Annotated in this window: 19 protein-coding genes and 1 pseudogene; 3 read left to right on the top strand and 17 right to left on the bottom strand. The window is 63.4% G+C overall.

The genetic code is table 11. The annotated features are described in order from the left end of the window. The 6 genes and pseudogenes from AB3L03_RS26965 to AB3L03_RS26940 form a co-directional block, all read right to left on the bottom strand. The gene (locus tag AB3L03_RS26965; RefSeq protein ID WP_368507283.1) at window positions 1-1,452 is read right to left on the bottom strand and encodes a DUF1800 family protein; all 1,452 of its coding nucleotides are present in this window, start codon (window positions 1,450-1,452) and stop codon (window positions 1-3) included. 171 nt (window positions 1,453-1,623) lie between these two features. Further along, complete coding sequence (locus AB3L03_RS26960; RefSeq protein ID WP_368507282.1) at window positions 1,624-4,143, bottom strand: M56 family metallopeptidase; 2,520 nt, start codon at window positions 4,141-4,143, stop codon at window positions 1,624-1,626. Then, the gene (locus AB3L03_RS26955; protein ID WP_018457458.1) at window positions 4,140-4,532 is read right to left on the bottom strand and encodes a BlaI/MecI/CopY family transcriptional regulator; all 393 of its coding nucleotides are present in this window, start codon (window positions 4,530-4,532) and stop codon (window positions 4,140-4,142) included. The genes AB3L03_RS26960 and AB3L03_RS26955 overlap by 4 nt, the downstream gene beginning before the upstream one ends. Window positions 4,533-4,795: 263 nt before the next feature. Further along, window positions 4,796-6,390: pseudogene (locus AB3L03_RS26950) on the bottom strand (NAD-dependent malic enzyme). A gap of 370 nt (window positions 6,391-6,760) precedes the next feature. Further along, window positions 6,761-7,741: a tripartite tricarboxylate transporter substrate-binding protein gene (locus tag AB3L03_RS26945; protein ID WP_368507281.1), complete on the bottom strand. Its 981-nt coding sequence runs from the start codon at window positions 7,739-7,741 to the stop codon at window positions 6,761-6,763. Window positions 7,742-8,125: 384 nt separating this feature from the next. Next, window positions 8,126-8,599: a helix-turn-helix domain-containing protein gene (locus AB3L03_RS26940; protein ID WP_018454364.1), complete on the bottom strand. Its 474-nt coding sequence runs from the start codon at window positions 8,597-8,599 to the stop codon at window positions 8,126-8,128. Window positions 8,600-8,725: 126 nt separating this feature from the next. On the opposite strand from AB3L03_RS26940, the gene AB3L03_RS26935 reads away from it, so the two are divergent. Then, window positions 8,726-9,700 (top strand): zinc-dependent alcohol dehydrogenase family protein, encoded by a 975-nt coding sequence (locus AB3L03_RS26935; RefSeq protein ID WP_018454363.1) that lies wholly within the window; start codon window positions 8,726-8,728, stop codon window positions 9,698-9,700. A gap of 106 nt (window positions 9,701-9,806) precedes the next feature. Beyond that, window positions 9,807-10,526: a hypothetical protein gene (locus AB3L03_RS26930; RefSeq protein ID WP_018454362.1), complete on the top strand. Its 720-nt coding sequence runs from the start codon at window positions 9,807-9,809 to the stop codon at window positions 10,524-10,526. Between the two features lie 334 nt (window positions 10,527-10,860). On the opposite strand, the gene AB3L03_RS26925 is transcribed toward AB3L03_RS26930, so the two are convergent. The 9 genes from AB3L03_RS26925 to AB3L03_RS26885 all read right to left on the bottom strand — a co-directional run bounded on the left by AB3L03_RS26925 (window position 10,861) and on the right by AB3L03_RS26885 (window position 21,736). Further along, window positions 10,861-13,080 (bottom strand): mechanosensitive ion channel domain-containing protein, encoded by a 2,220-nt coding sequence (locus AB3L03_RS26925; RefSeq protein ID WP_368507280.1) that lies wholly within the window; start codon window positions 13,078-13,080, stop codon window positions 10,861-10,863. Window positions 13,081-14,230: 1,150 nt separating this feature from the next. After that, complete coding sequence (locus AB3L03_RS26920; RefSeq protein ID WP_368507279.1) at window positions 14,231-15,181, bottom strand: polyphosphate kinase 2 family protein; 951 nt, start codon at window positions 15,179-15,181, stop codon at window positions 14,231-14,233. Beyond that, window positions 15,141-16,160: a branched-chain amino acid ABC transporter permease gene (locus tag AB3L03_RS26915; RefSeq protein WP_368507278.1), complete on the bottom strand. Its 1,020-nt coding sequence runs from the start codon at window positions 16,158-16,160 to the stop codon at window positions 15,141-15,143. The genes AB3L03_RS26920 and AB3L03_RS26915 overlap by 41 nt, the downstream gene beginning before the upstream one ends. Then, complete coding sequence (locus AB3L03_RS26910) at window positions 16,157-17,038, bottom strand: branched-chain amino acid ABC transporter permease (protein WP_368507277.1); 882 nt, start codon at window positions 17,036-17,038, stop codon at window positions 16,157-16,159. Before AB3L03_RS26910 ends, AB3L03_RS26915 begins: the two co-directional genes overlap by 4 nt. Before the next feature lie 13 nt (window positions 17,039-17,051). Then, window positions 17,052-17,756 carry an ABC transporter ATP-binding protein gene (locus tag AB3L03_RS26905; protein ID WP_368507276.1) on the bottom strand — a complete coding sequence of 235 codons (705 nt, stop codon included), beginning with the start codon at window positions 17,754-17,756 and terminating at the stop codon, window positions 17,052-17,054. Further along, window positions 17,756-18,526, bottom strand: a complete 771-nt coding sequence (locus AB3L03_RS26900) for an ABC transporter ATP-binding protein (protein WP_368507275.1) — start codon at window positions 18,524-18,526, stop codon at window positions 17,756-17,758. The genes AB3L03_RS26905 and AB3L03_RS26900 overlap by 1 nt, the downstream gene beginning before the upstream one ends. 31 nt (window positions 18,527-18,557) lie before the next feature. Beyond that, window positions 18,558-19,880, bottom strand: coding sequence for an ABC transporter substrate-binding protein (locus tag AB3L03_RS26895; protein WP_368507274.1), 1,323 nt, complete (start codon window positions 19,878-19,880; stop codon window positions 18,558-18,560). Between the two features lie 96 nt (window positions 19,881-19,976). Next, window positions 19,977-20,681, bottom strand: coding sequence for a hypothetical protein (locus AB3L03_RS26890; RefSeq protein WP_018454354.1), 705 nt, complete (start codon window positions 20,679-20,681; stop codon window positions 19,977-19,979). A gap of 29 nt (window positions 20,682-20,710) precedes the next feature. Next, window positions 20,711-21,736: an ABC transporter substrate-binding protein gene (locus tag AB3L03_RS26885; protein WP_018454353.1), complete on the bottom strand. Its 1,026-nt coding sequence runs from the start codon at window positions 21,734-21,736 to the stop codon at window positions 20,711-20,713. A 138-nt stretch (window positions 21,737-21,874) separates the two neighbouring features. Between AB3L03_RS26885 and AB3L03_RS26880 the strand changes: the two genes are divergently transcribed. Further along, on the top strand, window positions 21,875-22,324 hold the full coding sequence (locus AB3L03_RS26880) for a cupin domain-containing protein (protein ID WP_085350257.1): 450 nt from the start codon (window positions 21,875-21,877) through the stop codon (window positions 22,322-22,324). A 39-nt stretch (window positions 22,325-22,363) separates the two neighbouring features. Here AB3L03_RS26880 and AB3L03_RS26875 read toward each other — a convergent pair whose 3' ends face one another. Both AB3L03_RS26875 and AB3L03_RS26870 read right to left on the bottom strand, forming a co-directional pair. Next, window positions 22,364-23,149 carry an ABC transporter permease gene (locus AB3L03_RS26875; RefSeq protein WP_018454351.1) on the bottom strand — a complete coding sequence of 262 codons (786 nt, stop codon included), beginning with the start codon at window positions 23,147-23,149 and terminating at the stop codon, window positions 22,364-22,366. Then, window positions 23,149-23,967: an ABC transporter ATP-binding protein gene (locus AB3L03_RS26870; protein WP_026232716.1), complete on the bottom strand. Its 819-nt coding sequence runs from the start codon at window positions 23,965-23,967 to the stop codon at window positions 23,149-23,151. Before AB3L03_RS26870 ends, AB3L03_RS26875 begins: the two co-directional genes overlap by 1 nt. Between the last annotated feature and the right edge of the window lie 88 nt (window positions 23,968-24,055).

Here is a 24,055-nt window from a genome sequence, read left to right as displayed (position 1 = left end):
TCACCTCCTCTGGAAATCCGCCGACATGAACAACAGCGCGAGCGCCTGCTGCCGGCTCTCGGCGCGGCCGACGGCCTGCTTCACCTCGGGTGATATCTCCGATGCGAAGACGTCCTCGATGATCGCCTGCGGATCAGCCGTACCGGCGAGGCGCTCGGCAAAATTGTTGGCGATGTCGAGCCGCCGGCCGACGCCGTCGATCCAGCTCGCCTCGTCGTCCGGATAGCCCTTGGGCGCGGATGGACGCCACAGCGCCTCGCCGAGCAGCTCCAACCCGCCGGTGAAGCGGACTGGATCGACCGTCGTGGCGCCGGTCGCGCGCACCATGCCAACGCCCCACTCGCTGGGGCGCTTGAGCTTCGACGGCGGCCGGCGCCAGGCCTCGTCCGAGGACACCATCGCGATCGCGACCTGCTTAAGATCGCCCTCGGTGTCGCGAAAAGTCTTCGCCATCTGCTCGATCAGCACAGGCGGCGGCTCGTCGGCGACGAAATGGCGCGCGAGCTTGGTCGCGATATGGGTTGCGGTCGCCGGATGCGCGGCGAGATCGCGCAGCACCGCGCGGCCCTGCTCGGCATCCTCCTGCTCGTAGCGCTTGCCGAGCACGGTTTGCCCGCCGGGCTCGTGCAGCCGCGGATTGAAGGTGAACTCGCCACCGTGCTCGGGATTGTCGCCGGGCGGCACCAGCGTCCATCCCGTCAACACATTGGCGAAGCTGATGACGTCGTCCTGGGTGTAGCCGGCGCGCACGCCGAGCGTATGCAGCTCCATGATCTCGCGCGCGATGTTCTCGTTGAGGCCGCGGCTGCGGTTGATGCCGGCGATCGAGTTCGCACCCATCGAGCCGAGGTTGTCGAGATAGAACAGCATCGCCGGATGGCCCTCGACGGCCAACAGGAGATCGACGAAGCGGCCGAGCATATTGGCGCGAACGGCTTCGCGCTCATAGGCGCCGGACATGCTCTGGATCTTGTTGGCCGAGATGCAGAAATGGTTGGACCAGAACCACACCAGCCGCTCGGCGAAGCCGATCTCGGCGGCAAGCGCGGCTTCCGTGCGCAGCTTGGCTTCCTGCAAATAGATCGGACGCCCGGGATCGGGCACGGCCTCGGCCGCCTGCTTGGCCGCCATCTCGGCGGCGTCCTTGTCCGCACCCTGCCCTTGCGTCTGGTCTTCCGACATTGTCGGCGCGGACGCCGTCTGCTGCCTCTTGGCCTGCTGCTGCGCCTGCTTGGCCCTAGCCGCGCGCCGCGCATTGGCGTCGGCAACGGTGCGATAGGCCTTTGCGCTGGTGGGAAGGACGGCGGCGGCGGTCAGCGTGAGCGGCCGGTCGAGATCGGCGATCAGTGCGCCGCGCGGGTCGGTGCCGACGGCGGCGATCGATCCCGGTCGCGGCCCCATCCCGAAGCGATGAAGCGCCAGCACAGCTTCGGCCTTTGCGGAATTGGTCATCGCGAACGCCTGATTTTCTCGAGCCTGCCAGCGGCACGCCGCAAAAAGCTACGAACCGTAATGTTACAGATCGTAGCATTTGCGGTGCTGGCCCGCAAGCAGAGATTGCGAGGTCCCGTCCGATATCGCGAGCCGCCCATCCGGCGTGACTGATGGACGGCCGCAACGCTCCTAGAAATTCGGCCCGAGCGCGATCTTGGTGATCGTGCCGTTCCTGACGCCGATCCGCCATTCCGCCGAGCCGTTGGCGAACTGGGCGATGTAGATGTCGCTGTCGAGCGCGGTGACGCCGCGGAACGAGACCGCACGCAGCGCGCCGAGCTTCGCCAGGATCGCCTGGTCGAACGGAAGCTGCTGCCGCGTGATGTCGGCGACTTCCGACGTCATGTGCTCGTAGTCCGGCTGGCCCTTGCCGACATCAGCGATATAGCGGCGCAGCATATCCTCGCCATTGGCGATCGGAACGGCGCGGCGGGCGGCGCGCCCCGGCTTCGCGCCCATGTTGGAAGCCTCGACATTGTGGAAGCGCGTCTGCCGGCCCGGCATCAGCACCTCGAGGCACCGTCCGGACTTGTCGGCGATCACCCAGGGATTGTTCACCGTGGTCGTGGCCGCCCAGCTCATGTTGGGCCTGACCACGCTCTGGGCCTTGCGATTGCCGTCGGCATCGAGATTGAAGACGCGGATGTCCTCGCCCATCTCGTTGTAGACCATGATCCGGATCGGCGAAGTGCCGGCGCGGCCGCGCACATTCGCCTCCTCGGCGCACGTGACGATGCCGCCGAGCTCGTCGTTGCCGTCGGCCCGGAAGATGACGTCGCCGGCCTTGCCGTCTGGCTCGAGCAGCAGGCGGAATTCCGCCGTGCCGTTCTTGAATTTCGCACCATAGATGTCGTAGCCGCCCGGTCCGACGCCGCGGAAGAACAGCGACTCCACCGGACCGAGGGCGACGAAGCTCGCGTGCAACTCGTCGACCTGGCGGTGGACCTTGGCGGCGAGCGGTGCGCTCATCCGGTCGTAGTTCGGCGTGCCGCTGCGCAGATCCTCGATCCCGCGCAGGATCATCTCCTTGCCGCCGGAAACCGGGACCTGCTCGCGGAAACGATCGGGGACTTCCGCAACGCGACGCGCGAAGTCGGCCTCGATCGCCTGCGCCGCGGCCGCATCGATCCGCGGTGCGAGGCGGGCGCCGAACACCGCGTTCTGGACCAGCACGCGCGAGACCCTGGCCTGCTCGTCGCGCAGGAAAACCAGCAGATTGTCGCCACGGATCGAGAAGGCGTCGGCCCCCTCAGCGAGGAGCGCAGCCCGGCCCTGTACGGTTTCCTGCACCTGGAGCCGATCCCCGTCGCGGTCCACCGTGAGCACGCGGTTCGGTGCGATCCTGTACCAGCCCACATATTGATCGAGTGATCCGGAATCGGTGGCCGCCGTCGGCATCTCGGCAACGCGAAGTGCGCGGATGTCGCGTCCATTCATGCGCAGCATCAGCTCGGCGGAGCGGCGCTCCGCATCGAGCGGGAACGTGATCTCACCGGACGAGGCGGGGTAGGATGCGATGCCGTCAGTGCCGACCGTCAGGCGCAATTTGCGCTGCCCGGTGAGCTGGCCGTAGACCTCGTCGCCGTCGCGGAAGATCGCGAACACCGAGGTCGGACCCATGGCGTAGAAATTGACGAAGGGGCGGTAATGCTGGGCCGGCACCTCTCCACTATCCGCGGCGAGCGGCGCAGGCTGCGGCGTGCGATAGGCGATCATGCCGGCGGACACGATCACGGCCGGGACGATCGCAGCCGCGATCCACGCCCGCTTGCGCCAGCCGACCGCGACGGGCATCGCGGCGGCCGCGATGATGCGCTCGACGCGGGCGCGCACGGTCGAGGCCCGCGCCATCGCGAGCTCGACCGGCCGCGGGTTTACCGTGCTTGCAAAATCAAGCAGGATTTCCGCATAGGACAGCCGGTCGTCGATCACCTCGATGGCCTCGGCGTCGCTGATGATCTCGGCAAGTTCGGCCAGACGCGCGAGCTGCCACCACGAGAACGGGCTGAACCAGAACACCGCGCGATTGAGGGAGGCGAGCAGGAGTATATAGAAATCGCGGTTGGCGACATGCGCGCCCTCATGCGCGAGCACCGCGAGGCGCTTCTTGGCGTCCCAGCCGGAAAATTGCGGCGGCACCAGAATGGTCGAGCCAAACGTGACGGGACCGCCGACGTCGCGGCTGACGCGCACATCGGCGTCGACCATGCGCGGACCGTTGATCGGCCTTGCCGCGCGCGCGAGGCGCCAGGTCAGACAGAGGCCGATGGCCAGCCGCAGCAGCAACAGGCTGGCGACGCCGGCATGGATGACGGTAGCGATCAGCCACCAATTGATTGAGACGCCGCTCTTCGACGGCGGAACAATTGCCGCGCCGGGCGTCATCGGCTGCATGGGCTGCGGCATCTCGAACGTCGAGATATCAGCCGGCATGACATCAGCCGGCACCGATACCGGCGATGGCAGCCGGGTGATCGTGACCGTCGGCCAATGCATCACGAACGGCATCGCCAGCGACGCCAGCAGCACGACGACCCACGCCGTCATGTGGACGTGCGGATTGCGCACGCGAAACAGGTTGAGGCCGAACCAGACGACGCCTCCCAGCACAAGGGAGCGCAGCGCCGCCTCCGCCAGAGTTGCGATCATTCTTTCTTCACTCCCCTCGCCTTCTTCGCCTTGGCCACCTGGTCGGCCAGTGTGCGCAACTGCTGCTGATCGAGCATCGCATTGTCGACCATGCCGACGAGGACCTCCTCCATCGAGCCGTTGCAAAACCAGTCGACGATGCGCTGCACCGCCTTGGCCGCAACCCGCGCGCGCTCTTCGGCTGCGTGGTAGACATAGGTGCGTCCGTCCACCGTGTGCCGAGCATAGCCCTTTTCTTCCAGCCGGCGCAGCACCGTGCGGACTGTCGATTCCTTCAGCCGACGCGACAGCTTCTCACGCACAATTTCGGCCGTCACAGGACCATGGGCCCAAACCAGTTGCATGACCTCGTGCTCGAGGTCGCCCAGTTCGGGCAAACGATCGTCCATGGCGGCTTACCTTGATTTCGAATTTCTTGTAACGCTACAGAGCGTCGCATATACGGCCGCGCCGCGCAACCGGGTTTCTACCTGAAATGGTATCGCTGTGCTGACCTAACGTGGCTTGCTTCAAGCGGTCGTCGGGCCCGGGCTTGTCCCGGGCATCCACGTTCTTCGTACCATCCGGCGAGGCGTGGATGGCCGGGACATAGGCGAGCGGAAGCGACGCCGTCCTTCGGACGGCTATGCCCGGCCATGACGAGGCGGAGGCCTCAGTACTGCGGCTCGTACATCTGGGACTGAACCAGTCCCTTCACGTCGTTCGGCGCGGGTCCGTCCGCGAGCCCGCGCTGAAAGGCGACATCGGCGACGGCGGCGGCGATACGCACCGAGACCTCGCGGATGCGCGGCAGCGCCGGGTAGAGGCTGCCTTGCGCGAGATCGTCCTTGCCGACGCAATCGGCGAGCGTATGGGCGGCCGCCATGAACATCTCGTCCGTGACCAGCCGCGAGCGGCTGGCGATGACGCCGAGGCCGACGCCCGGGAAGATGTAGGAGTTGTTGCCCTGGCGCGGCACGAAGGTTCGGCCGTTGAGCTTGACGGGGTCATACGGACTGCCGCAGGCAAACAGCGCGCGGCCTCCGGTGTAGCGGTAGGCGTCCTCCGCCGAACATTCGGCCTTCGAAGTCGGATTGGAGAGCGCGAACACGATCGGCTGCTCGTTGAGCTCGGCCATCGCCTTGAGCACGTCGGGCGTGAAGGCGCCACCGACCGCGGCAACACCGATGATGGCGGTCGGCTTCAGCGTCCTGATCGCGGTGAGGAAATCGGCGATCGGCGCCTGACCGGCATGGGCATAACGGAGCTTGTGACCGGACAGGCCTTGGCGGGCGCCAACGACGAGGCCGCGGAATCCACCAGCCAGTTGCGCCGAAGCGCCTCGGCTTCAGAGGCACCTTCCGCCATCATCGCGGACGTCACGAGATCGGCGATGCCGGTCGCGGCCTCGCCGGCGCCGAGGAACAGGATGCGCTGGTCCTTCAGCTTGCCGCCGTTGACGCGCAGCGCCGAAAACAGGCCGGCGAGCGCCACCGCAGCCGTGCCCTGGATGTCGTCGTTGAAGACGCAGGCCTCATCGCGGTATTTGTGCAGCAGCTTGAACGCCGAGTGGTTGGCGAAATCCTCGAATTGGATCAGCACACCCGGAAAGGTCTTTCGCGCGGCGACCATGAACTCGTCGACGAAGCTGTCATAGGCCTCGCCCGTGAGCCGCCGCTCGCGCAGGCCGAGATAATACGGGTCCTTCAGGAGCTCTTCGTTGTTGGTGCCGACGTCGAGCACGATCGGCAGGCACGTTTCGGGATGCACGCCGGCGCACGCGGAATAGAGCGAGAGCTTTCCGACCGGAATGCCCATTCCGTTGGCGCCGAGATCGCCGAGGCCGAGGATGCGCTCGCCATCGGTGACGACGATCAGCTTGGCCGGATAGGGCCAGTTCTTCAGGATCTCGGCGATCTGGCCGCGATCGCGCGAGGAGATGAACATGCCGCGTGGCCGCTGGAAAATCAGGCCGTATTTCTGGCAGGCGAGCCCGACCGTCGGCGTGTAGATGATCGGTTGAATCTCGTCGATATTGTCGACGACGACGCGGAAGAACAGCGCCTCGTTGCGGTCGTGCAAGGCATTCAGCGCGACATATTTCTCGAGATCGGTCGGCAGCGTGCGCAGATTGACCAGCACGCGCTCGACCTGGGTCTCCATCGTCAGCACGCAAGGCGGCAGCAGGCCGCGCAGGCCGAGATCGTCGCGCTCCTGCGCGGAGAAGGCGGTGCCCTTGTTGAGCAGGGGATCGCGCAGCAGCGCCATGCCGTGCACGGAATCGGACGATGTCGAATGGGCGCTGACCCGAGCAGGTCTATTCACGAATTCCCCCAGGGAGTTTCTTATTGAAGGGCGGGCATTGTCGGCCAGCGCTCACCTGAGATCAAGGACGCAGAAAACTGCGGCAAGGATTGTGATCCCGCACCGCAGCGAGATTTTGGTGACAGACCGGTCGTCGTGCGCACGAAAAGGTTAACGCCGCGAGGCTGTCGTTCTCCTCATGGTGAGGAGCGCGGAACGCGCGTCTCCGGACGATGCTTTGCATCGCCGGGCGAACCACGCAGGCCCTGCTCTCGCTTGCGGCGCATCCTTCGAGACACCCGCTCCGCGGGCTCCTCAGGATGAGGCAGTGGTATTATTCCGCCTTGATGTCGGCGGCCTTCACGATCGGCCACCATTTCTCGGTCTCGGCCTTCTGGAAGGCTCCGAGCGCTGCGGGCGTCTGCTGATCGGGCGGAGGAATCTCCTGCCCCAATTCGCCAAACCGCTGCTTGACGGTAGGATCGGCAAGCACGGTGACGATCGCCGCGTTGAGCTTCGTGACGATCTCCTTCGGCGTGTTCTTCGGTGCCCAGATGCCGTGCCAGTAGGAGATGTAGAGACCGGGCAGCCCCGCCTCGTCGACGGTCGGGATGTCGGGCGCGGAGGCGAGCCGCGTCGGCGACGTCACCGCGAACGCCTTGATCGCACCGTTCTTGTAGTGCGGCAGCGAGTTCGAGGCCTGATCGAACATGATGTCGATCTGCCCGGCCACGAGGTCGATCATGGCGGGCCCCGCGCCGCGATACGGCACGAACTGGAAGTCGGTGCCGGTCCTCTCCTTGAAGAAGACACCGGCGACGTGGGCCCCCGTGCCGGCAGTCACCTTGCCGGGGTTGGCCTTCAGCCACGCGATCATCTCTTTCAGAGTGTTGGCTTCGAGCGTCTTCCGGCCGACGATGAGCTGCGTGCCCATCGCGATCGTCGCGACCGGCTCGAAATCGGCGATCACGTCGTATGGCAGCTTGAAGATCGCGCCGTTGAGCACATGCGTGCCCCAATGGCCGATCGTGATCGTGGTGCCATCAGGCGTTGCGCGCGCGACGCGGGCGCCGGCGATGCTGCCGGAGGCGCCGGCGATGTTCTCCACCACGATCGACGTGTGCAATTCAGCGGCGATGCGTTCGGACAGGATGCGCGCCAGCGTATCGGTCGGACCGCCTGCCGCGAACGGCACCACGAGGGTGATCGGCCGCGACGGAAACGGCTGGGCGCTTAGCGGCGCGATCAACCCATAGGCGATCAGCCCAGCAATGACGATCGCATGATTATGCAATCCGGCCCACAGCCCCCGCATCAGTCTCCCCCACGCTTTTTGTCGCCCGCATGTTGTCAGCAGGCTGGAGCCGGAGTGAACGCTGCGGCGCGGGCCGAGGCAAGCTGAAAATGATGTCGGACAGCTTAGGACATGTACTCATAAACTCGCGCTGCACTTCGTCTGAGGTCCACTCTGCCTCCGATACCGGCCGCGTTGGCGCACCTCACCCTAGGTCCGAGTTGGGCCATGTGTGGAAATCGCGTGGGGCCCGCTCAGCTGGCGTTAGTGCTTCATTGGCGCGTGTCCGACCGATGATCCGCAGGCTCGGCAAATCGCACGATGGGACCCCGCCTGCTCAATCGCTCAAGAACTTCTTTCTTACTTTCAGCAAGCCGATCAACATTATTGACCACAAACGTGTGATTACCTCCGCACTACTGGTCGCACCCGCTCCACTGGGACATGGTCGCCGTTTTTGCTGACGACCTTCAGAAACACTTCTTCCCGAGTCGCTTTGTCGATCATGCGGGCAGATCCTTTGCCGAGATGCTCATCTCCCCATTGGCTCAATGCCATCAGCACAGGCAATAGCTTGATGCCGGCTTTGGTGGGTTCGTATTGATAGCGCTTTCGCGCCCCCGGCTCCTTGTAAGGAGTTTTTTCAAAGATTCCGTACTCAACAAGTTTTTCCAGGCGCTCAGACAGCACCGCTCTTGGTATGCCCAAAAACGTTTGAAAGTCCTGGAAGCGGCGAACCCCCCATGAGGCCTCGCGCAAGATCAACAAGGTCCAGGTTTCACCAACAATCTCGAGCGTTCGCTTGATGGAGCAGTTGTTTTTTAGCTCCAACATCAAGCGAAGATCCAGCTCGGGCGAATGCGCTTTTTCTGAGTTCATTTTTCATACACAGGTTGACGTTAATGACAGTTCGTTATATGAACTTAGCATGGTTTGGCGTCGAGCGGTCAGGGAACCGTAAGATTACTTGGCGGAATGAGCCATACAGCTCTCGCGGAGGGGACAATGAAGTTTCTGCAAATGTCTAAGTTTGGCAAACCCACCGAGGTGGTTGAAGTTGTCGAAAGCGATCCACCCCCACCGCCGGCAGCAAATGAAGCCACGGTCGCGGTCGAATACTCAGCGATCGGACTTGCTGAACTTCTGATGATCCGTGGCATGTATGCGATCAGGCCGCAGCCGCCCGCGCCGCTCGGGAACGAAGCTATTGGCCGCGTTGTCGCCGTAGGAGCCTCGGTTAAAAATGTAAGGACTGGCGATCGTGTCGCCATTCCGATCGGGCTTCCCGTGTGGAGACAGGCCATCACGGTGCCGGCCACCGATCTCATCGTCTTGTCTGAGCAAGCCGATCCCCAACAGATGTCAATGCTTCGGATCAATCCGCTCACAGCGGCATTGCTCCTAACCGAGTATGTCGAACTCGGCAAGGACGACTGGGTCATCCAGAACGCCGGCAATTCCGGTGTGGGACGCAGCGTCATTGCGTTTGCAAAGGAGTTCGGACTGCGCTCGGTAAGCCTCGTGCGCAGACCCGAGCTGGTGGATGAGCTGAAGTCAGCCGGAGCTGACGTCGTGCTTGTCGATGGACCCGACGTTGTGAAGCAGGTCGCAGCGGCGACCGGCAAGGCTAAAATCAAGCTGGGCATCGACGGCGTGGGTGGCGAGTCCTCGCACTCGGTAGCGTCTTGCCTCGCGTCGAACACCAAGATGGTCGTCTATGGCGGCGTCAGCGGAAAGCCCGCGGCCATGAGTCCTCTGAACATCATTTTCAAGCAGATGACCCTGGAAGGGTTTTGGCTGGGATTTCCGCGCTTTCGAGATGCACACGAAAAGCTTGCGGCTCATACGCGGACAGCCGAGCGACTGATCGCCGAAGGCAAACTGCACGTTCCGGTCGCCGGCGTTTATTCGCTCGAGCAGGCAACTCAGGCCATGGCGCATGCGCAAAAAGGCGGGAAAGTCCTTCTGAAACCCAACTAATGGATGATCAACGGTCAGGCGCCCTGAATTCTAAGCGCCTGAAACCGCAGCTAGTGCGATATCGAAAGCGATGGCCCTAATTCCAATAGGGCGAACCGGAGGACACATGACTGCTCTTTTAGATCTGGTGCTTGAGTCTCACGGAACTCTTGAACGATGGCGAAAATTCAACGCGATCGACGTGAACCTCTCGATGCATGGTTCGCACTGGACTAGAAAGGGATGGGATGGTGTCTTCGAAAATGTTCAATTGAAGGCGCAAACGAAAGAACAGCGAACTTGCTTTACGCACTTTACCGAAGAGGGCGTGCAAAGCATCTACGAACCGGATCGTGTTCGGCTAGAGACAATCGACGGGAAGCTTATCGAGGAGCGCGTACATCCAAGAAATGCGTTTGAAGGACATACTCTTCAGACGACGTGGGATAGGCTGCATCTGGCTTACTTTACCGGGTATGCACTTTGGAATTATCTGAATACTCCATTTATGTTTGTCACTGAGAGTGCCAAAGCGGAAGAGATAGACCCGGCGACCGACCAAGGCACGGTACGCCGGCGGCTCAAGATCACTTTTCCCGAGAAGGTTGGAACTCACTGTCCGGACCAGATATTCCACGTCGATGAAAACGGGCTCATCGCTCGTTTGGATTATACCACACTCGTGGCAGGTGGCGCTCCAGCCGCGCACTACATGTCCGAGTACAAGAACATTCAAGGGATTATGATGCCAACCAAACGGCGCGCGTTCAGGAGAAACCCGGACGGAAGTATAAATACCGAATCTGTCCTCGTCGGTATCGATATCTCTGCAATTGCTTTGACTTAAAAAAGCATTCAGACGGCAGGAAGCACGCAAGCAAATGGGTACCCCCCGACTGCCCCATGGCGCGCGCCGTGGGTGTCATCGGCGATTGGGGTAGACACAATCGACTTGAGGAGCGCGTACATCCAAGAAAAACGTTTGAAGGACACGCGCGAGTACGTTCATGGCGTGGACACAAACGAACTTAAGGGCAAGGCGGGGCCAAAAGGCGCCACCTCCTCTGTTCTGAGTTATCGTTGGCATGCTGACTTCCGGTTTGGATCACGAGCCGCCGATCACACGCAAGGTCGGACACTTCCGCTTTCGATTGGCAAGCCGACGTTTATGGACAGACTCTCTAGCCGACCGCTCGCCTTGGCGTCAGATGAGCGGCGCCATCAGCCGGCGGCGCGATGTGCATCAGGATGGTCTGGGTGGCGGATGCGACCTCGATGCCGTTGTGCTGGAAACGCTGCTTCATGCGGCGGTTGAATTCGCGCTGCACCGGCCAGCGGCCGGCCTCGGTGCAGCGGATCTGGCCGACGATCGACACCATGGCGCCGTCGACCTTGTCGATGCCCCAGAGCTCGAGATCGCCGCGGATCAGACTGCGGAATTCCACCTCGCGGCGCATCTCGTCGACGATGTCCTTGAGGATCTGGCCGGCGCGGTCGGTATCCTCCTTGTAGGCGACGTTGACGCTGACGGACGCATTGCCGGCGCCGCGGCTGGCATTGGTGATAGTCGTGACCGCGCTGAACGGCACGATGTGCACGGCACCGTCGCCGGCACGAAGCCTGATCGTGCGGATCGAGACGTTCTCGACCACGCCCGATAGCCCGGACACGCTGACGCTGTCGCCGACCTGGACGGTGTTCTCCAGCAGCAGGAACAGGCCGGTGATGAGATCCTGCACCAGCTTCTGCGAGCCGAAGCCGATGGCGATGCCGACGATGCCGGCGCCCGCCAGCAGCGGCGCGACGTTGACGCCGATCTCGCTGAGCGCCGTGAGGCCGACGACGGTGGCGATCACGCAGAGCAAGGCCGTCCGCAGCATCGGCTGAAAGGTCCGCAGCCGCGCGGCGCGGGCATAGTGCCCGTCGCGCGACAGCGTATTGATCTGGCGGTCCAGCAGCGCGTTGCTGGCTTCCCAGATCGCCGCCGCGATGAATACGGCAAGTCCGATCGTCACCACCGCCGAGATCAGCCGGCTGCCGATCTGGCCGCCATAGAACCAGACGATCGCGTCCACGCCCCAGACTTCGAGCACGGCCACCAGGCCGATGAAGGCGATCACGCCAGATACGATCTTGCGCAGCAGCGGCAGATAGCGGTTGGCGCGGATCTCGAGGCCCGGAAAGCGCTGGAGAATTTCCGGCTTGATGCGGAAGCCGCGGTCGATCAGGCCCAGCGTCAGCATGATGGCAACGCGCGTGATCAGCGCCACCGCGATGGTGCCGACGAAATATTGCAGCAGCAACGAATAGCCGTTGCGGATGTTCAGCGCCCACACGGCCCACAGCGCGAGGTCGAGCGCGATGGCGAGATAGTGCCAGCCGCCCGCGATGCGGTTGCGCAGTCGCGCCGCGATGCCCTGCCGGTCGGCCGGCGCGCGGATGGCCTCGGCGACCTGGCGGCGGCATTGCAGGATGATGACGACGATGAAGAGATGCACGACCAGCATCACCATGCGCAGGAGCGCGGCATAGCCGCCGCGATGCAGGCCGAGCAGCAGCGCCACATTCGCAAAGGCGATGCCGGAGACGCCGACACCGACGATACGGCGCGCCCAGATCTCGATATAGGCGGCGGTTTCGGCCTTGACCGGAAACAAGCCGAACGGTCCCGCCAGCACACGGACCACACAGATGAGCCCGCGCGAGAACGCATAGGCGTTGACGACGGCGAGGATCACGAGACGGACGGTGGTGGGCCCCCCGATCTCGGTGCCGAGCAGCGCCGTGGCGACGCCGACAAAGACCAACACGGGTAGCAGCTCGAGCAGGAAGCGTCCCAGCACGAGCGGCAGCCGCAGCATGATTTGCCAGGCCCGCGCCAGGCTGTGGCGGCGCATGTGCAGTTCGGGCGCCGGGGTGACATCGGCCACGGATGACGGCGGATCGGCAATGGGCAACACCTGCACCGGCAGACGCGCCGTTTGCGGCATGCGCCCTTCCAGGAACACGACGGGGCGGCGGATCAGACGGAAGATCACCCATTCGGCGCAGAAGGCGCAGCCGAACACCAGCGCAAGCTTCCAGGCGATCTCGATCAGGAGATTGTAGGCCGCGGGATCGTTCGCGGTCCGCACGATCCAGTAATAGAACGCCGGGAAGTGCGTGAGCGTCCTGGCCATATCGGCAACGTCTCGCGAAATCTCGCCGATTTCCTCGGACACGGTGAGCATGAGCTGCGCACCGAGGCCGTCGGCCGCGAGCGGGATCGGCGATTTTGGCTCGGGCGCGGGCTGCTGTGCACCGGACGCATTGGCGATCGCGCGCAGCGTGTCGATCATCTGCGCGCGCTTCTTGTCGTCCTGCAGCGTTTCCAGCGCGCGCTTGGCCTCATCGGGCGACAACGCGGCAGCGCTACTCGTCGGCGGCGCGGCGCGGGCGCAGGAGAGAGTGAGATCGCGATCAAGAGCGCGGCGAGAAGCGCGGAGGCAAGCTTATGCGACACGAGGGATCCCTGGGAAAATGAATGCGACGGCGACGTCGGGCCCGTCACCGCCGAAGCACATGCATCATGTCGGATCGACGCTATTCGCCCGGGCGCTGTGTCGGAAGTTGGCCAATGAGGCGACATTCTCTTGGCATTTGCCGCGGTGCAGGAAACGGGAACCGCGGTCTCAAGGCAGGACGTGCAGCGATCGGAATGCAGGCACGCGGCTGGAAGCTCAACCGCGGCCATTCTTCGAGACGCCCGCCTGCGGCGAGCCCTCAGGATGAGGGATGAATATGCGGCAACATTTCAACGCAGTGGATGCAGCTGAGCCTCATCCTGAGGAGCCGCAGAACGCGGCGTCTCGAAGGACGAGGCGCTCGCTCAGGCGCCGCTCAGACGTCATATGCGACAGCCCTGATATGCGACAGCCCTCCGTCATTCCGGGAGTCGGCCCGGAATGACGGCCGTGAGGAGGAGGAAGAGAGAAGCACGATGTCAAAAGCACGGCGGCCGCGTCACGGCCCTCCGACGTGGATCGGTGTGCAATCGATGTGATGCACAATACAGCGCCGGGCAGGTAGGGGCTATGCCACACTGATGCAGCCCTCTAAACCTTGGCCCGGCGTGCCGTTCGCGGTTTTCTGCCGCTATGCGATAGTCCGAACGAGCTCCATCGCACTTAACGCGGCTGGATCTGCGGAGGTGGTGTCATAGACCTCCCCTTGCTCTTGATGTGGACGTTGCGCGTCGCTTGTTTGCGACCATTGAGATGGTCCTCCCGTGACGCAGAACTGTCAAGCAAGATCAACCGCGCGCAAATCACATTTGAGGGCGCGTTCCATCTGACTGCGACGGATTCGCTTGCAGCGAAATGCGAGAAGTGGGCGAATTGCGAGGCCGCCCTTCCCGCCAATGTAGAACGCTTCTGCTACCGGTGGACGCGAGTACTGAGGAATTTGGGGATGATGACATCATGCCCCTGTTTTGCCCGACGAGTCAAACGATTTCGTTAAATCCGCAAGCGCTCGCGCTGACCTTCAAGTCATTGATTTCGTTATCCCCGGCTACTGTGCATGGGGTTGTTTTCGCGTTTTTTGTTTCTTGCCCGCCTTCTCCTCCTTCTCCAGCGCCTTGCGCACCTCGTCGAATTCACCCGCCGAGGCCTTGTCGGCGCGAGGGAAGCGCAGATCGAGCTTTTCGAGCGCCGCGACGATGGCCGACCCGATCACGACGCGCGCGAACCATTTGTGGTCGGCCGGCACGACATACCACGGCGCATGAGGCGTTGCCGTGTGCCGGACGATGTCCTGATAGACCGCCTGGTAGCGCGGCCACAGCGCGCGCTCCTTGATGTCGTCCATGGAGAACTTCCACTGCTTGGACGGATCCTCCAGCCGGTCGAGGAAGCGCTCGCGCTGCTCGTCTTTGGACAGGTTGAGGAAGAATTTCAGCACCACGGTGCCGTTGCGCGCGAGATAGCGCTCCCACGCACAGATGTCCTCGAACCGCTCCTTCCAGATGTTCTTGGTGACGAGCTTTGACGGCAGCTTCTCCTTGGCGAGGACCTCCGGATGCACGCGCGTCACCAGGCATTCCTCGTAATGAGAGCGGTTAAAGATGCCGATATGCCCGCGCTCCGGCAGCGCGATTGCATGGCGCCAGAGGAAATCGTGGTCGAGCTCCTTGCTGTTCGGCGCCTTAAAGGCACTGACTGCGCAGCCCTGCGGATTGATGCCCTCGAAGATCGCCTTGATCGCAGAATCCTTGCCGCCAGCGTCCATCGCCTGGAACACGATCAGCACCGACCAGCGGTCCTGGGCGTAGAGCTTCTCCTGAAACGCGATCAGCCGCTTCTTGTTGGCATCGAGAATGTCCTGCGCCTTCTCCTTGTCGAGGTCGCCCTTCTCGTCGGTCTTGTGATCCTTGAGATGAAACTTGCCCGAACCATCGTAGCGGAATGGCGTGATGTAGCGGTCAAGTTCCTGGGCGAGCGATTTGGACGACTTCTTGCTCATGAGCGCGGTGCACCTTGCGTTGCGGCTTCAATCGGTCGAGCAAGCTACCAAGGATGCCCTTCGGAAGGAATATGATGAACAGCACCAGCAGCACACCGTAGACGAGATTGTCCCAGCCGACCGCCTTGGTGCCAAAGCCGATGCGCAGGGTCTCGGCCAGCATAATCGTGATGATAGCGCCGAAGGTCGGGCCGAGCGAGACGAACAGGCCGCCGACGATGGCCGCGAACACCATCTGGAGCGACACCGCGATGCCACTGACGGTATCGGGCGTGATGAACATCTGGTACTGGCAGTAGAGCGCGCCGGCCAATGCCGTCATCAGCGCGCTGAGCAGCGTGATCTTCAGCTTCTCCGCGGTGACGTCGACGCCGGCGGCGGCCGCGGCGTCCTCGTCCTCCGAGATCGCCTCCAGCGCATAGCGGGCCATGCTGCGGTCGACCCAGTGCCAGACCACGATGCCGAAAAGCCAGACCCCGAGCGCGATCAGGTACCAGGTGATCTTGTCGTCGAATTGCAGCGACCAGAGCTTGTTGCCCGCGGCCCGGTTCGGCGTGTAGCCGAGCGAGCCGCCGGTGTAGTCGCGCGTCGCCGTGATGACCTGGAGCACGATGCCTGAGAGCGCGAGCGTCACCAGCACGAAATAGTGCCCGGTGATGCGGAAGCGAAAACAGGGATAGCCGACGATCAGCGCCAGCGCGCCGGCCGCGACCATGCCGATGGGGATGCCGATCCAGGGCGACCAGCCCAGGTGATTCCAGAGTAGTGCGGTGACATAGGCGCCGATCCCCATGAACCCGCCATGGCCGAGCGAGACGAGGCCGAACCGCCCCATCATCGACCAGGACGTATAGGCGAACGACCAGATCAGGATCAGCACCAGGATGTGCAGATGATAGGGATCGCGATAGACGAAAGGCAGCGCGACCAGCGCCGCCAATCCGATCCCCCAAGCTGCAAGCCGTCTCCGCCCCATCATCGGCGCCTCGCGAGCAGGCCCGCGGGCCGGATGAACATCATGACGATGAAGAACGCGAAGGCGAGCACATAGCCCCATTCGAGATCGGAGAACAGGCCGCCGAGCGAGATGATCTCGGCGAACACGAAGGCGGCGATGAAGCCGCCGATGAAATTGCCGAGGCCCCCGAGCACGCAGATCAGGAAGGTGATCGGACCGAACGACAGGCCGACGAAGGGATGCACGTCATATTGCAGAACCAACAGGCAGGCGGCGAGCCCGGCCAGCCCCCCGCCGATCGCGGAGGTGATGATATAGATCCGCTTCGTGTCGACGCCCATCAGCGCCATGATCTGCCGGTCCTGCGAGATCGCGCGGATCGCGGTGCCGGTGAAGGTCCGTGTCATGAACAGATAGACCGCGACCATGCCGACCAGCGCAGCCAGGAAGGACAGAAGTCGTGCGTAGCTGAAATTCATGTCGCCGAAGGCGAGCACCGGCAGGCGGATGCCGAGGTTGCGGAAGTCGATGCCGAAGGCGACGGTGGCAAAGCTCTGCAGCACGAACAGCACCCCGCCGGTCGCCAGCAACTGGTTGATCGGCGGCGCGGTGAGGAGCGGCGCGATCACGAGGTAATGTAGCGCCGCGCCGAGCACCGCGACCAGCAGGATGGTGAGCGGCGCGGCGACGAAATAGCTGATGCCGTAATACTGCACCAGGAAGTACATGGCGTACATGCCGATCATCACCAGCTCTGCGTAGCAGATCCAGGTCACGTCGATGACGCCGAAGATCAAATTGAGCCCGAGCGCGAGCAACGCCAGCACGCCGCCGAGCAGGATGCCGTTGATCACGGCCTCCAGCAGGTAGATGTCGAAAATGTCCAGAAATGCTTGCATGCCTGCATGAACCTCACACCCCGAGATACGCTTCCTTGACCGTGTCGCTCGCCAGCATCTCGGCCGAGGTGCCTGAGGACCTGATCGTACCCGCCTCGATCAGATAGGCGCGATCGACCACTTTCAGCACCTGCTGCACATTCTGCTCGACGATCAGCACGGTCAGCCCGCTGGCGCGGATCCGCTTCACCAGCTCGAACACCTGCTGCACCACGACCGGCGCGAGCCCCGCCGACGGCTCGTCGAGCAGCAGCAGCTTTGGATTCGACATCAGCGCGCGGCCGATCGCGCACATCTGCTGCTCGCCGCCGGACATGGTGCCCGCCATCTGGTGGCGGCGCTCCTTCAGGCGCGGAAACAGCTCGAACACCACGTCCAGCCGCTCGGCATAGTGGCCGCGCGCCTCCTGCATGAAGGCGCCCATCTTGAGATTGTCGTCGACCGAGAGCTGCGGAAACAGCCGCCGGTTCTCCGGCACATGCGCGATCCCGAGGCTGACGATCTTGTGCGGCGGCGTGGCCACGACGTCGACGGCTTCCATTCTGATCGAGCCGCGCGAGGGGCGGATCAGGCCGGAGATGACGCGCATCAGGGTGGTCTTGCCGGCCCCGTTGGGACCGATGACGCCGACGGCCTCACCCGCCCTCACGTCGAGATCGACGTCGAACAGTGCCTGGAAGGTACCATAGCCGGCATTGACGCCGCGGAGCTCCAACATCACTGCACCCCCGCGCGGCGGCGCGCTGCGGCGGCCGCGGCCTGCGTGGTCTCGGCATCGGTGCCGAGATAGACCTCGATGACGCGGGGATCGCCGGCAACGGCACTCGGCAAACCTTCCGAGATCTTCTCGCCGTGATCGAGCACCATGACGCGATCGACGACGCGCATCAGCACGCCCATGATGTGCTCGACCCAGATGATGGTGATGCCGAGCTCGTCGCGGATGTTGCGCAGCATGTCGGCCGCCTGACCCATCTCGGCCTCGTCGAGGCCGCCGAGGCTCTCATCGGCCAGCAGAAGTTTTGGCGCGGTGGCGAGCGCTTTCGCCAGTTCGAGCTTTTTCAGGCCGGCTGCGCCGAGGCCGTCGACGCTGGCATGCCGATCGGTCGGCAAGCCGACCATCGCCAACGATCTTTCGGCCGCCTCCTCGGCCCTGGCACGGCTGTGGCGGCCCTGGCCGTAGAATCCGGCGAGCGCGACGTTCTCGAAGATCGTCAGGCGGCGGAATGGCCGCGGGATCTGGAAGGTGCGACCGATGCCGCTGTTGATGATCCGGTGCGGCGGAAGGCCCGCGATCTCGAAGCCGTCGAACAGGATCGAACCGGACGTCGGCGCCAGCGTGCCCGAGAGCATATTGAAGATCGTGCTCTTGCCCGAACCGTTGGGGCCGATCAGGCCGAGGATCTCGCCCTGGTCGACTTTGAACGACACATTGTTGACGGCGGTGAAGCCACCAAACCGCTTCACCAGCCCGCTGACTTCCAGCACCGTCCCGCTCTCCTCTCTGCGCGCCCTGGCGCTACTGGTTGCTGTAGGTGGTGCCCTTCGGCAGCGGCAGCACGGCCTCGCGCTGCGCCTGACTCTTGGGCCACACCACGGAGGATTTGTCGTCGATATACTGGATCACGACCGGGAATGAGCGCTCGTTCTGCCCGGCCATCGGCGTGCCCTCGCCGTAAAACTTGACGCCGAATCCGAGCATGGTGCCTCCTTCGGGAATATCGGTGTCGAGCGCAGCCTTGCGCAGCGCATCCGGATCGACCCCGCCATACTTCTTGATCGCGCGCGGCAGCACGTCGTTCATGAACACATACGTGTTGGACGCACCGATGCCGACATGCGCCGAGCGGATGGCGACCCCGGGCCGGATTTTGTCGAACTCCTCGCCGACCATCTTGATCACCGGCGGGAGCTTGGGATCCATGGTCTTCTGGTTGGCAAGCCAGATCGAAATCGGGTCGGTGTTGAAGATGTAGGTGGCATCCACCCCCATGCCTTCCTTCAGCTTCTCATAGACGCCGTAACCCGCGCCGTGCCCCATCAGCGCGCCGAACTTCAGCCCCTGCTCGCGCGCCTGACGCAGCAACAGCGTGATATCGGGGTTGTAGCCGGTGTGGAAAATGACGTCGGGCTTGGCGCGCTTCAACTTGGTCACCAGCGCGGAGAGGTCAGGCGCGGTGGCCGAGTAGCCTTCCTTCATCACGACGTTGAATCCCGCCTTCTTCGCGCCGGCCTCGTTGCCCCTGGACACGTCGACGCCATAGGCGCCGTCTTCGTGAATGATGGCGACGCGCAGATCCTTCGGCTCCTTGTCGAACTTCGCCTTGGCATTCTGCGCGATGAAATCCATGGTCATCATGCCGAACTGGTCGCCGCTCGCCTGCGGGCGGAAGACATATTTGTAACCCTTCTCGTTGAACACGGCCGACGAGATGCAAGTCGTCATCCACATGAACTTCTTGAGCTGCTCGACGCGGGCCGCGACCGGCACACATTGCGCCGAGGAGAAGAAGCCGAGCACCATGTCGACCTTTTCCTGCTCGAGCAGGCGGACGGATTCGTTGATCGCGATGTCGGGCTTGCTTTGCGCATCGGCATAGACCGCTTCGATCTTGTAACCCTCGACGCCGGTCCTGGCGAAATGGTCGAGAATGATCTTTGCGCCGATATAGCCGAGTTCAGAGCCACCGCCGGCGAGAGGCCCGGTCAAATCGAAAACGACGCCGATCTTAATCTTCTTCTCTTTGCCTTGATCCTGAGCCTGGGCGGACGCCGCCAAGCCCGTCGCTGATATCGCGACCAACAGCCCACGTACCAAACGGGCAGCCCTGCGCACGCGCATCAAAACCTCCCCTGGACGATTGTGCATTGCATTCTTTTTGGTTTTATATTTTCGCCCATCACATGGGCTGAGCGCAGCGATGTCAAGCCTCGCGCATCAGCGCAACGCGAACTGCTGCTCGACGAAGGCCGTGACAAATCGCGGCATGGACGGCGTGAGATCGCTCACCCCGCGCACGAGATGAATGGCCGAGAGCTCTGGCTCGGCCTCGTCCGCCAGATTGGCTTCGATCCGCGCACGCGCCACATCACCCGGCATGTCCAGGTTGACGATTTGCAACATCGCAATCGTCGGGCCGGTGACGACGCAGTGCCAGTCCGGCTCGACCCGATAGTCGGCGGCGGTCAGGCCGGTCTCTTCCTCGAGTTCGCGGATCACGCTGCCGGGAATGTCCAGCGTGTGGCCCCTGACGTCTTCGAGATCGGGCGTACCGGACGGGAAATAAATCCGGCCCGCATTGGCGGTGTGCTGCGCCATCTCACCCATGACGAAGGCGCCGTCGGAGGCGCGCAACGCGCCCATGCCAAAACCGTTGAACACGGCCTTGTCGGGAAAACCCCAATCGCGCCAGGCGAGGAAGCTCGCGAAATCGGTCTCGAAATAGGTCGCAGAAAGATGCCCGTCCGCGAACGTTGCATCACGCCCGAGCAGGACGCGACCGTTCCAGATCTTTGGCCGCTCGCGCTGCTTCTCGGCGAAATGCGTGGCGATCTCGGCGCGCCGCTCCTCCGCGAACGCCCAGACGATCGGCCGCACGGCAAGTTCAAGCGTCGTGACGCGATGAATGATTGGTGACGTCATGACGCCTGATGACCACGCCTTCGCGTCAGTTATTTGACGCTTCCCGTGGTCTTCTTGGCCTGCTCGACATACTTGTTGGTGAAGGTCTTGCTGACGTCGATCTTGGCGTTGGCGACCTCGGGCGATCCAACGCTGAACACCGCGAGCACGGCGTCGGCGCCCTTCGGGTCCATCTTGCCGGTCTCGGAGAACATTGGGATCGTGTTCTTCAGTGCCGCGAGATAGAGGTCCTTGTTCTTGCCAACCGTCTCCTCCGGCATCTTCGCCATGATCTCCTCGGGCGAGTGCGAGTGGATCCAGGCGAGCGTGCCCAGGATCGCGTTGGTCAGCGCCTGCGTCTCCTTCTCGTGGCCGGCGACCCAGGCCGCGGTCGAGTACAGCGCGCCGCCCGGATATTCGCCGCCGAACGTCTCAAGCGTATCCTTTTGCGTGCGGGTGTCCGAGAGGATGCGCAGATCCTTGTGGCTGCCCTGGAGCACGGTCACGGAGGGATCGAGCATCACGGCCGCATCGATCTGGCCCTGCTCCATGGCGGCGACCGCAGTGGCGCCGAGGCCAACGCCGATCACGGCGGTGCTGGCGGGATCGACGCCATTCTTCTTCAGCATATACTTCAGGAAGAAGTCAGTGGAGGAGCCGGGCGCGCTGACGCCGACCTTCTTGCCGGCGAGGTCCTTGATCGACTTGATCTCGTTGGTGTGCGACGGCGAAACCACCAGCACGAGGCCGGGATAACGGTCATAGACCACGAAGGCCTGAAGCTCCTGCTTCTTGGCCGCGAGGTTGACGCAATGGTCGAAATAGCCGGAGACCACGTCGGCGCTGCCGCCGAGCACGGCCTTGAGCGCGTCCGAGCCGCCCTTGAGGTCCACGAGCTCAACGTCGAGACCCGCCTTGTCGTATTCGCCGAGCTGCTTTGCCAGCACCGTCGGCAAATAGCACAAACAGGAGCCGCCGCCGATCGCGATCGTGACCTTGCTTTGCGCCGCGGCAAGACCGGTGGTGAGCGTCAGCGCGAGCAGCGCGCCCGCGAGCCTGGCTATCGTGTTCTTCATTGGTTTCCTCCGTTCGGCTGGCGGCACCATAAAGCAGCCGGGCTGGCTTGAGAAGCAGGACCGAAGGCGCTGGCCATCGGCCTTTCGGCGCAATAGCATGAAGCCCACAAGAACAATTCTTGATGGGGAGGATCATCCATGAATCGCCTTGCAATCGGACTGTCGATCGCCACCGCTTTTGCCGCCGGATGCGGCGCAACCCACCTGCTGCGGCCGGCGCTGGCCGCGGAGAACATCACTCCGCAGATCATCCACACCGGCGAGATGGAGGGCGACGCGCTGGGGAACGCCAACGCCGTCGGCTACCGCTCCAAGACGTTCGCAAGCGCCGATGGCGCCACCATCTCGATCCAGGTCGGCAATGTGCCCAAGCACATGCATCCCAACACCAACGAGATCCAGTACATTTTAGAGGGCACCGGCACGATCTGGTTCGGTGACAAGGAAGTCACGGTGAAGCCGGGCGACCTCGTCATCATCCCGAAGGGGACGCCGCATGGCGGCACCAAGCCGATCAGCGGACAGGTCAAGGCGATCGCGATCAAGACGCCGCCGCAGGCGCCCGATGACACCAAGCTGCTGGACTGATCGATCCGGGGCTCGCGCGTTGCGCGGGCCCCTTGCGGCCTAGCCGCGTCCGTCCACGGTCGGGCGCCACACCAGCAGTCTCCGCTCCACCAACGTCACGCCAAAGTCGATCAGGATGACGAAGGCCGACAGCACGAACATGCCGGCGAAGACGCCGGCGACGTCGAATATGCCCTCGGCCTGCTGAATGAGGTAGCCGAGCCCCGCCGCCGATCCCAGATACTCGCCGACGACGGCACCGACCACGGCAAAACCGACCGACGTGTGCAGCGAGGAGAACATCCACGACAGCGCCGAAGGCCAATAGACGTGCTGCATCAGCTGCCGCTCGCTCATGCCGAGCATGCGGCCGTTGTCCAGCACGGTGCGGCTGACCTCCTTGACGCCCTGATAGACGTTGAAGAACACGATGAAGAACACCAGCGTCACGCCGAGCGCGACCTTGGACCAGATGCCCAGCCCAAGCCACAGCGCGAAGATCGGCGCCAGCACCACACGCGGCAGAGCGTTGACCATCTTGACGTAGGGATCGAACACCGCGGCGACCAGCGGCTGGCGCGCGAACCAGAAGCCGATCAGCACACCGCCGGCCGATCCGATCACGAAGGCCAGGATCGATTCCGTCAGCGTGATGCCGAGATGCTTCCAGATCACACCGGACGAGAACCATTTGACGATCTGGGCGAAGACATCGACCGGATTGGAGAAGAAGAACGGCGGCAGCAGGATCTTGCCGAACACGGGCACGGTCGACAGCAATTGCCACAGCGCGAGGCAGACCACCGCGACCAGCACTTGCAGCGTAAGCAGCGTGACGCGCGACATCAGACCGCCTCCGCCGCTTGCGTGGACTGCGCATAGCCCTTCATGACCTCGTCCTTGAGCACGCTCCAGATCTCGCGATGAAGCGCATGGAATTCCTTGTCCAGCCGCACTTCGAAAATGTCGCGCGGGCGCGGCAGGCTCACGCGCCAGTCGCCGATGATGCGGGAGGACGGCCCCGCCGACATGATCACGACGCGGTCGGCGAGCGCGATCGCCTCTTCCAGATCATGGGTGACGAACAGCACGGCCTTGCGGTCAGCGTTCCAGAGGTCGAGCAACAGGTTGCCCATCACCTGCCGGGTCTGTGCATCCAGCGGTCCGAACGGCTCATCCATCAGCAGGATCTTTGGATCGCGGATCAGCACCTGCGCCAGCGCCACGCGCTTGCGCTGGCCGCCCGAGAGCATGTGCGGATAGCGGTTGGCGAAGGCACCCAAGCCGACCGAGGTCAGCCATTTCTGCGCCCGCGGCAGTGCCTCGCTGCGCGGCGTGCCGCTGACTTCGAGCCCGATCGCGACGTTGTCGAGCGCGGTCTTCCAGGGGAACAGCGCATCGGCCTGGAACAGGTAGCCGGCGTCCCGGTTCAGCCCGGCAAGTGGCTGGTCGAATATCCTGACGCTCCCCGCAGCCGGCTTCAGCAGCCCGGCCGCGACGTTGAGCAGTGTTGATTTCCCGCAGCCGGTCGGGCCGACGATGGCGACGAACTCGCCCTGCGCCACCGTCAGATGCGCCTTCTCCACCGCCGTATAGACCCGCCCGTCCCCCAACTGGAACGCGACCTTGGCATCTTCCAGCGCCACTGCCGTAGGCGTTATCATATGCTTCCTCCGAACTTGGCCCGATGCCTTAGCCGCTCGCGCGACCAAGTTCAATCAAGCCGCCAAGCGTGCTACGCATGGGCCTTGT

It is taken from the genome of Bradyrhizobium lupini (assembly GCF_040939785.1).
GTDB lineage: Bacteria > Pseudomonadota > Alphaproteobacteria > Rhizobiales > Xanthobacteraceae > Bradyrhizobium > Bradyrhizobium canariense_D.
This window is presented reverse-complemented; position numbering and strand designations above follow the sequence as displayed.

Bases quoted from the DNA above. Each gene is read 5' to 3' on its own strand.
- AB3L03_RS26940 (WP_018454364.1), bottom strand. From the start codon at position 8,599: ATGAACTCAGAAAAAGCGCATTCGCCCGAGCTGGATCTTCGCTTGATG.
- AB3L03_RS26885 (WP_018454353.1), bottom strand. From the start codon at position 21,736: ATGAAGAACACGATAGCCAGGCTCGCGGGCGCGCTGCTCGCGCTGACG.
- AB3L03_RS26905 (WP_368507276.1), bottom strand. From the start codon at position 17,756: ATGTTGGAGCTCCGCGGCGTCAATGCCGGCTATGGTACCTTCCAGGCA.
- AB3L03_RS26935 (WP_018454363.1), top strand. From the start codon at position 8,726: ATGAAGTTTCTGCAAATGTCTAAGTTTGGCAAACCCACCGAGGTGGTT.
- AB3L03_RS26880 (WP_085350257.1), top strand. From the start codon at position 21,875: ATGAATCGCCTTGCAATCGGACTGTCGATCGCCACCGCTTTTGCCGCC.
- AB3L03_RS26955 (WP_018457458.1), bottom strand. From the start codon at position 4,532: ATGGACGATCGTTTGCCCGAACTGGGCGACCTCGAGCACGAGGTCATG.
- AB3L03_RS26930 (WP_018454362.1), top strand. From the start codon at position 9,807: ATGACTGCTCTTTTAGATCTGGTGCTTGAGTCTCACGGAACTCTTGAA.
- AB3L03_RS26960 (WP_368507282.1), bottom strand. From the start codon at position 4,143: ATGATCGCAACTCTGGCGGAGGCGGCGCTGCGCTCCCTTGTGCTGGGA.
- AB3L03_RS26920 (WP_368507279.1), bottom strand. From the start codon at position 15,181: ATGAGCAAGAAGTCGTCCAAATCGCTCGCCCAGGAACTTGACCGCTAC.
- AB3L03_RS26965 (WP_368507283.1), bottom strand. From the start codon at position 1,452: ATGACCAATTCCGCAAAGGCCGAAGCTGTGCTGGCGCTTCATCGCTTC.
- AB3L03_RS26910 (WP_368507277.1), bottom strand. From the start codon at position 17,038: ATGCAAGCATTTCTGGACATTTTCGACATCTACCTGCTGGAGGCCGTG.
- AB3L03_RS26945 (WP_368507281.1), bottom strand. From the start codon at position 7,741: ATGCGGGGGCTGTGGGCCGGATTGCATAATCATGCGATCGTCATTGCT.
- AB3L03_RS26915 (WP_368507278.1), bottom strand. From the start codon at position 16,160: ATGATGGGGCGGAGACGGCTTGCAGCTTGGGGGATCGGATTGGCGGCG.
- AB3L03_RS26875 (WP_018454351.1), bottom strand. From the start codon at position 23,149: ATGTCGCGCGTCACGCTGCTTACGCTGCAAGTGCTGGTCGCGGTGGTC.
- AB3L03_RS26890 (WP_018454354.1), bottom strand. From the start codon at position 20,681: ATGACGTCACCAATCATTCATCGCGTCACGACGCTTGAACTTGCCGTG.
- AB3L03_RS26870 (WP_026232716.1), bottom strand. From the start codon at position 23,967: ATGATAACGCCTACGGCAGTGGCGCTGGAAGATGCCAAGGTCGCGTTC.
- AB3L03_RS26895 (WP_368507274.1), bottom strand. From the start codon at position 19,880: ATGCGCGTGCGCAGGGCTGCCCGTTTGGTACGTGGGCTGTTGGTCGCG.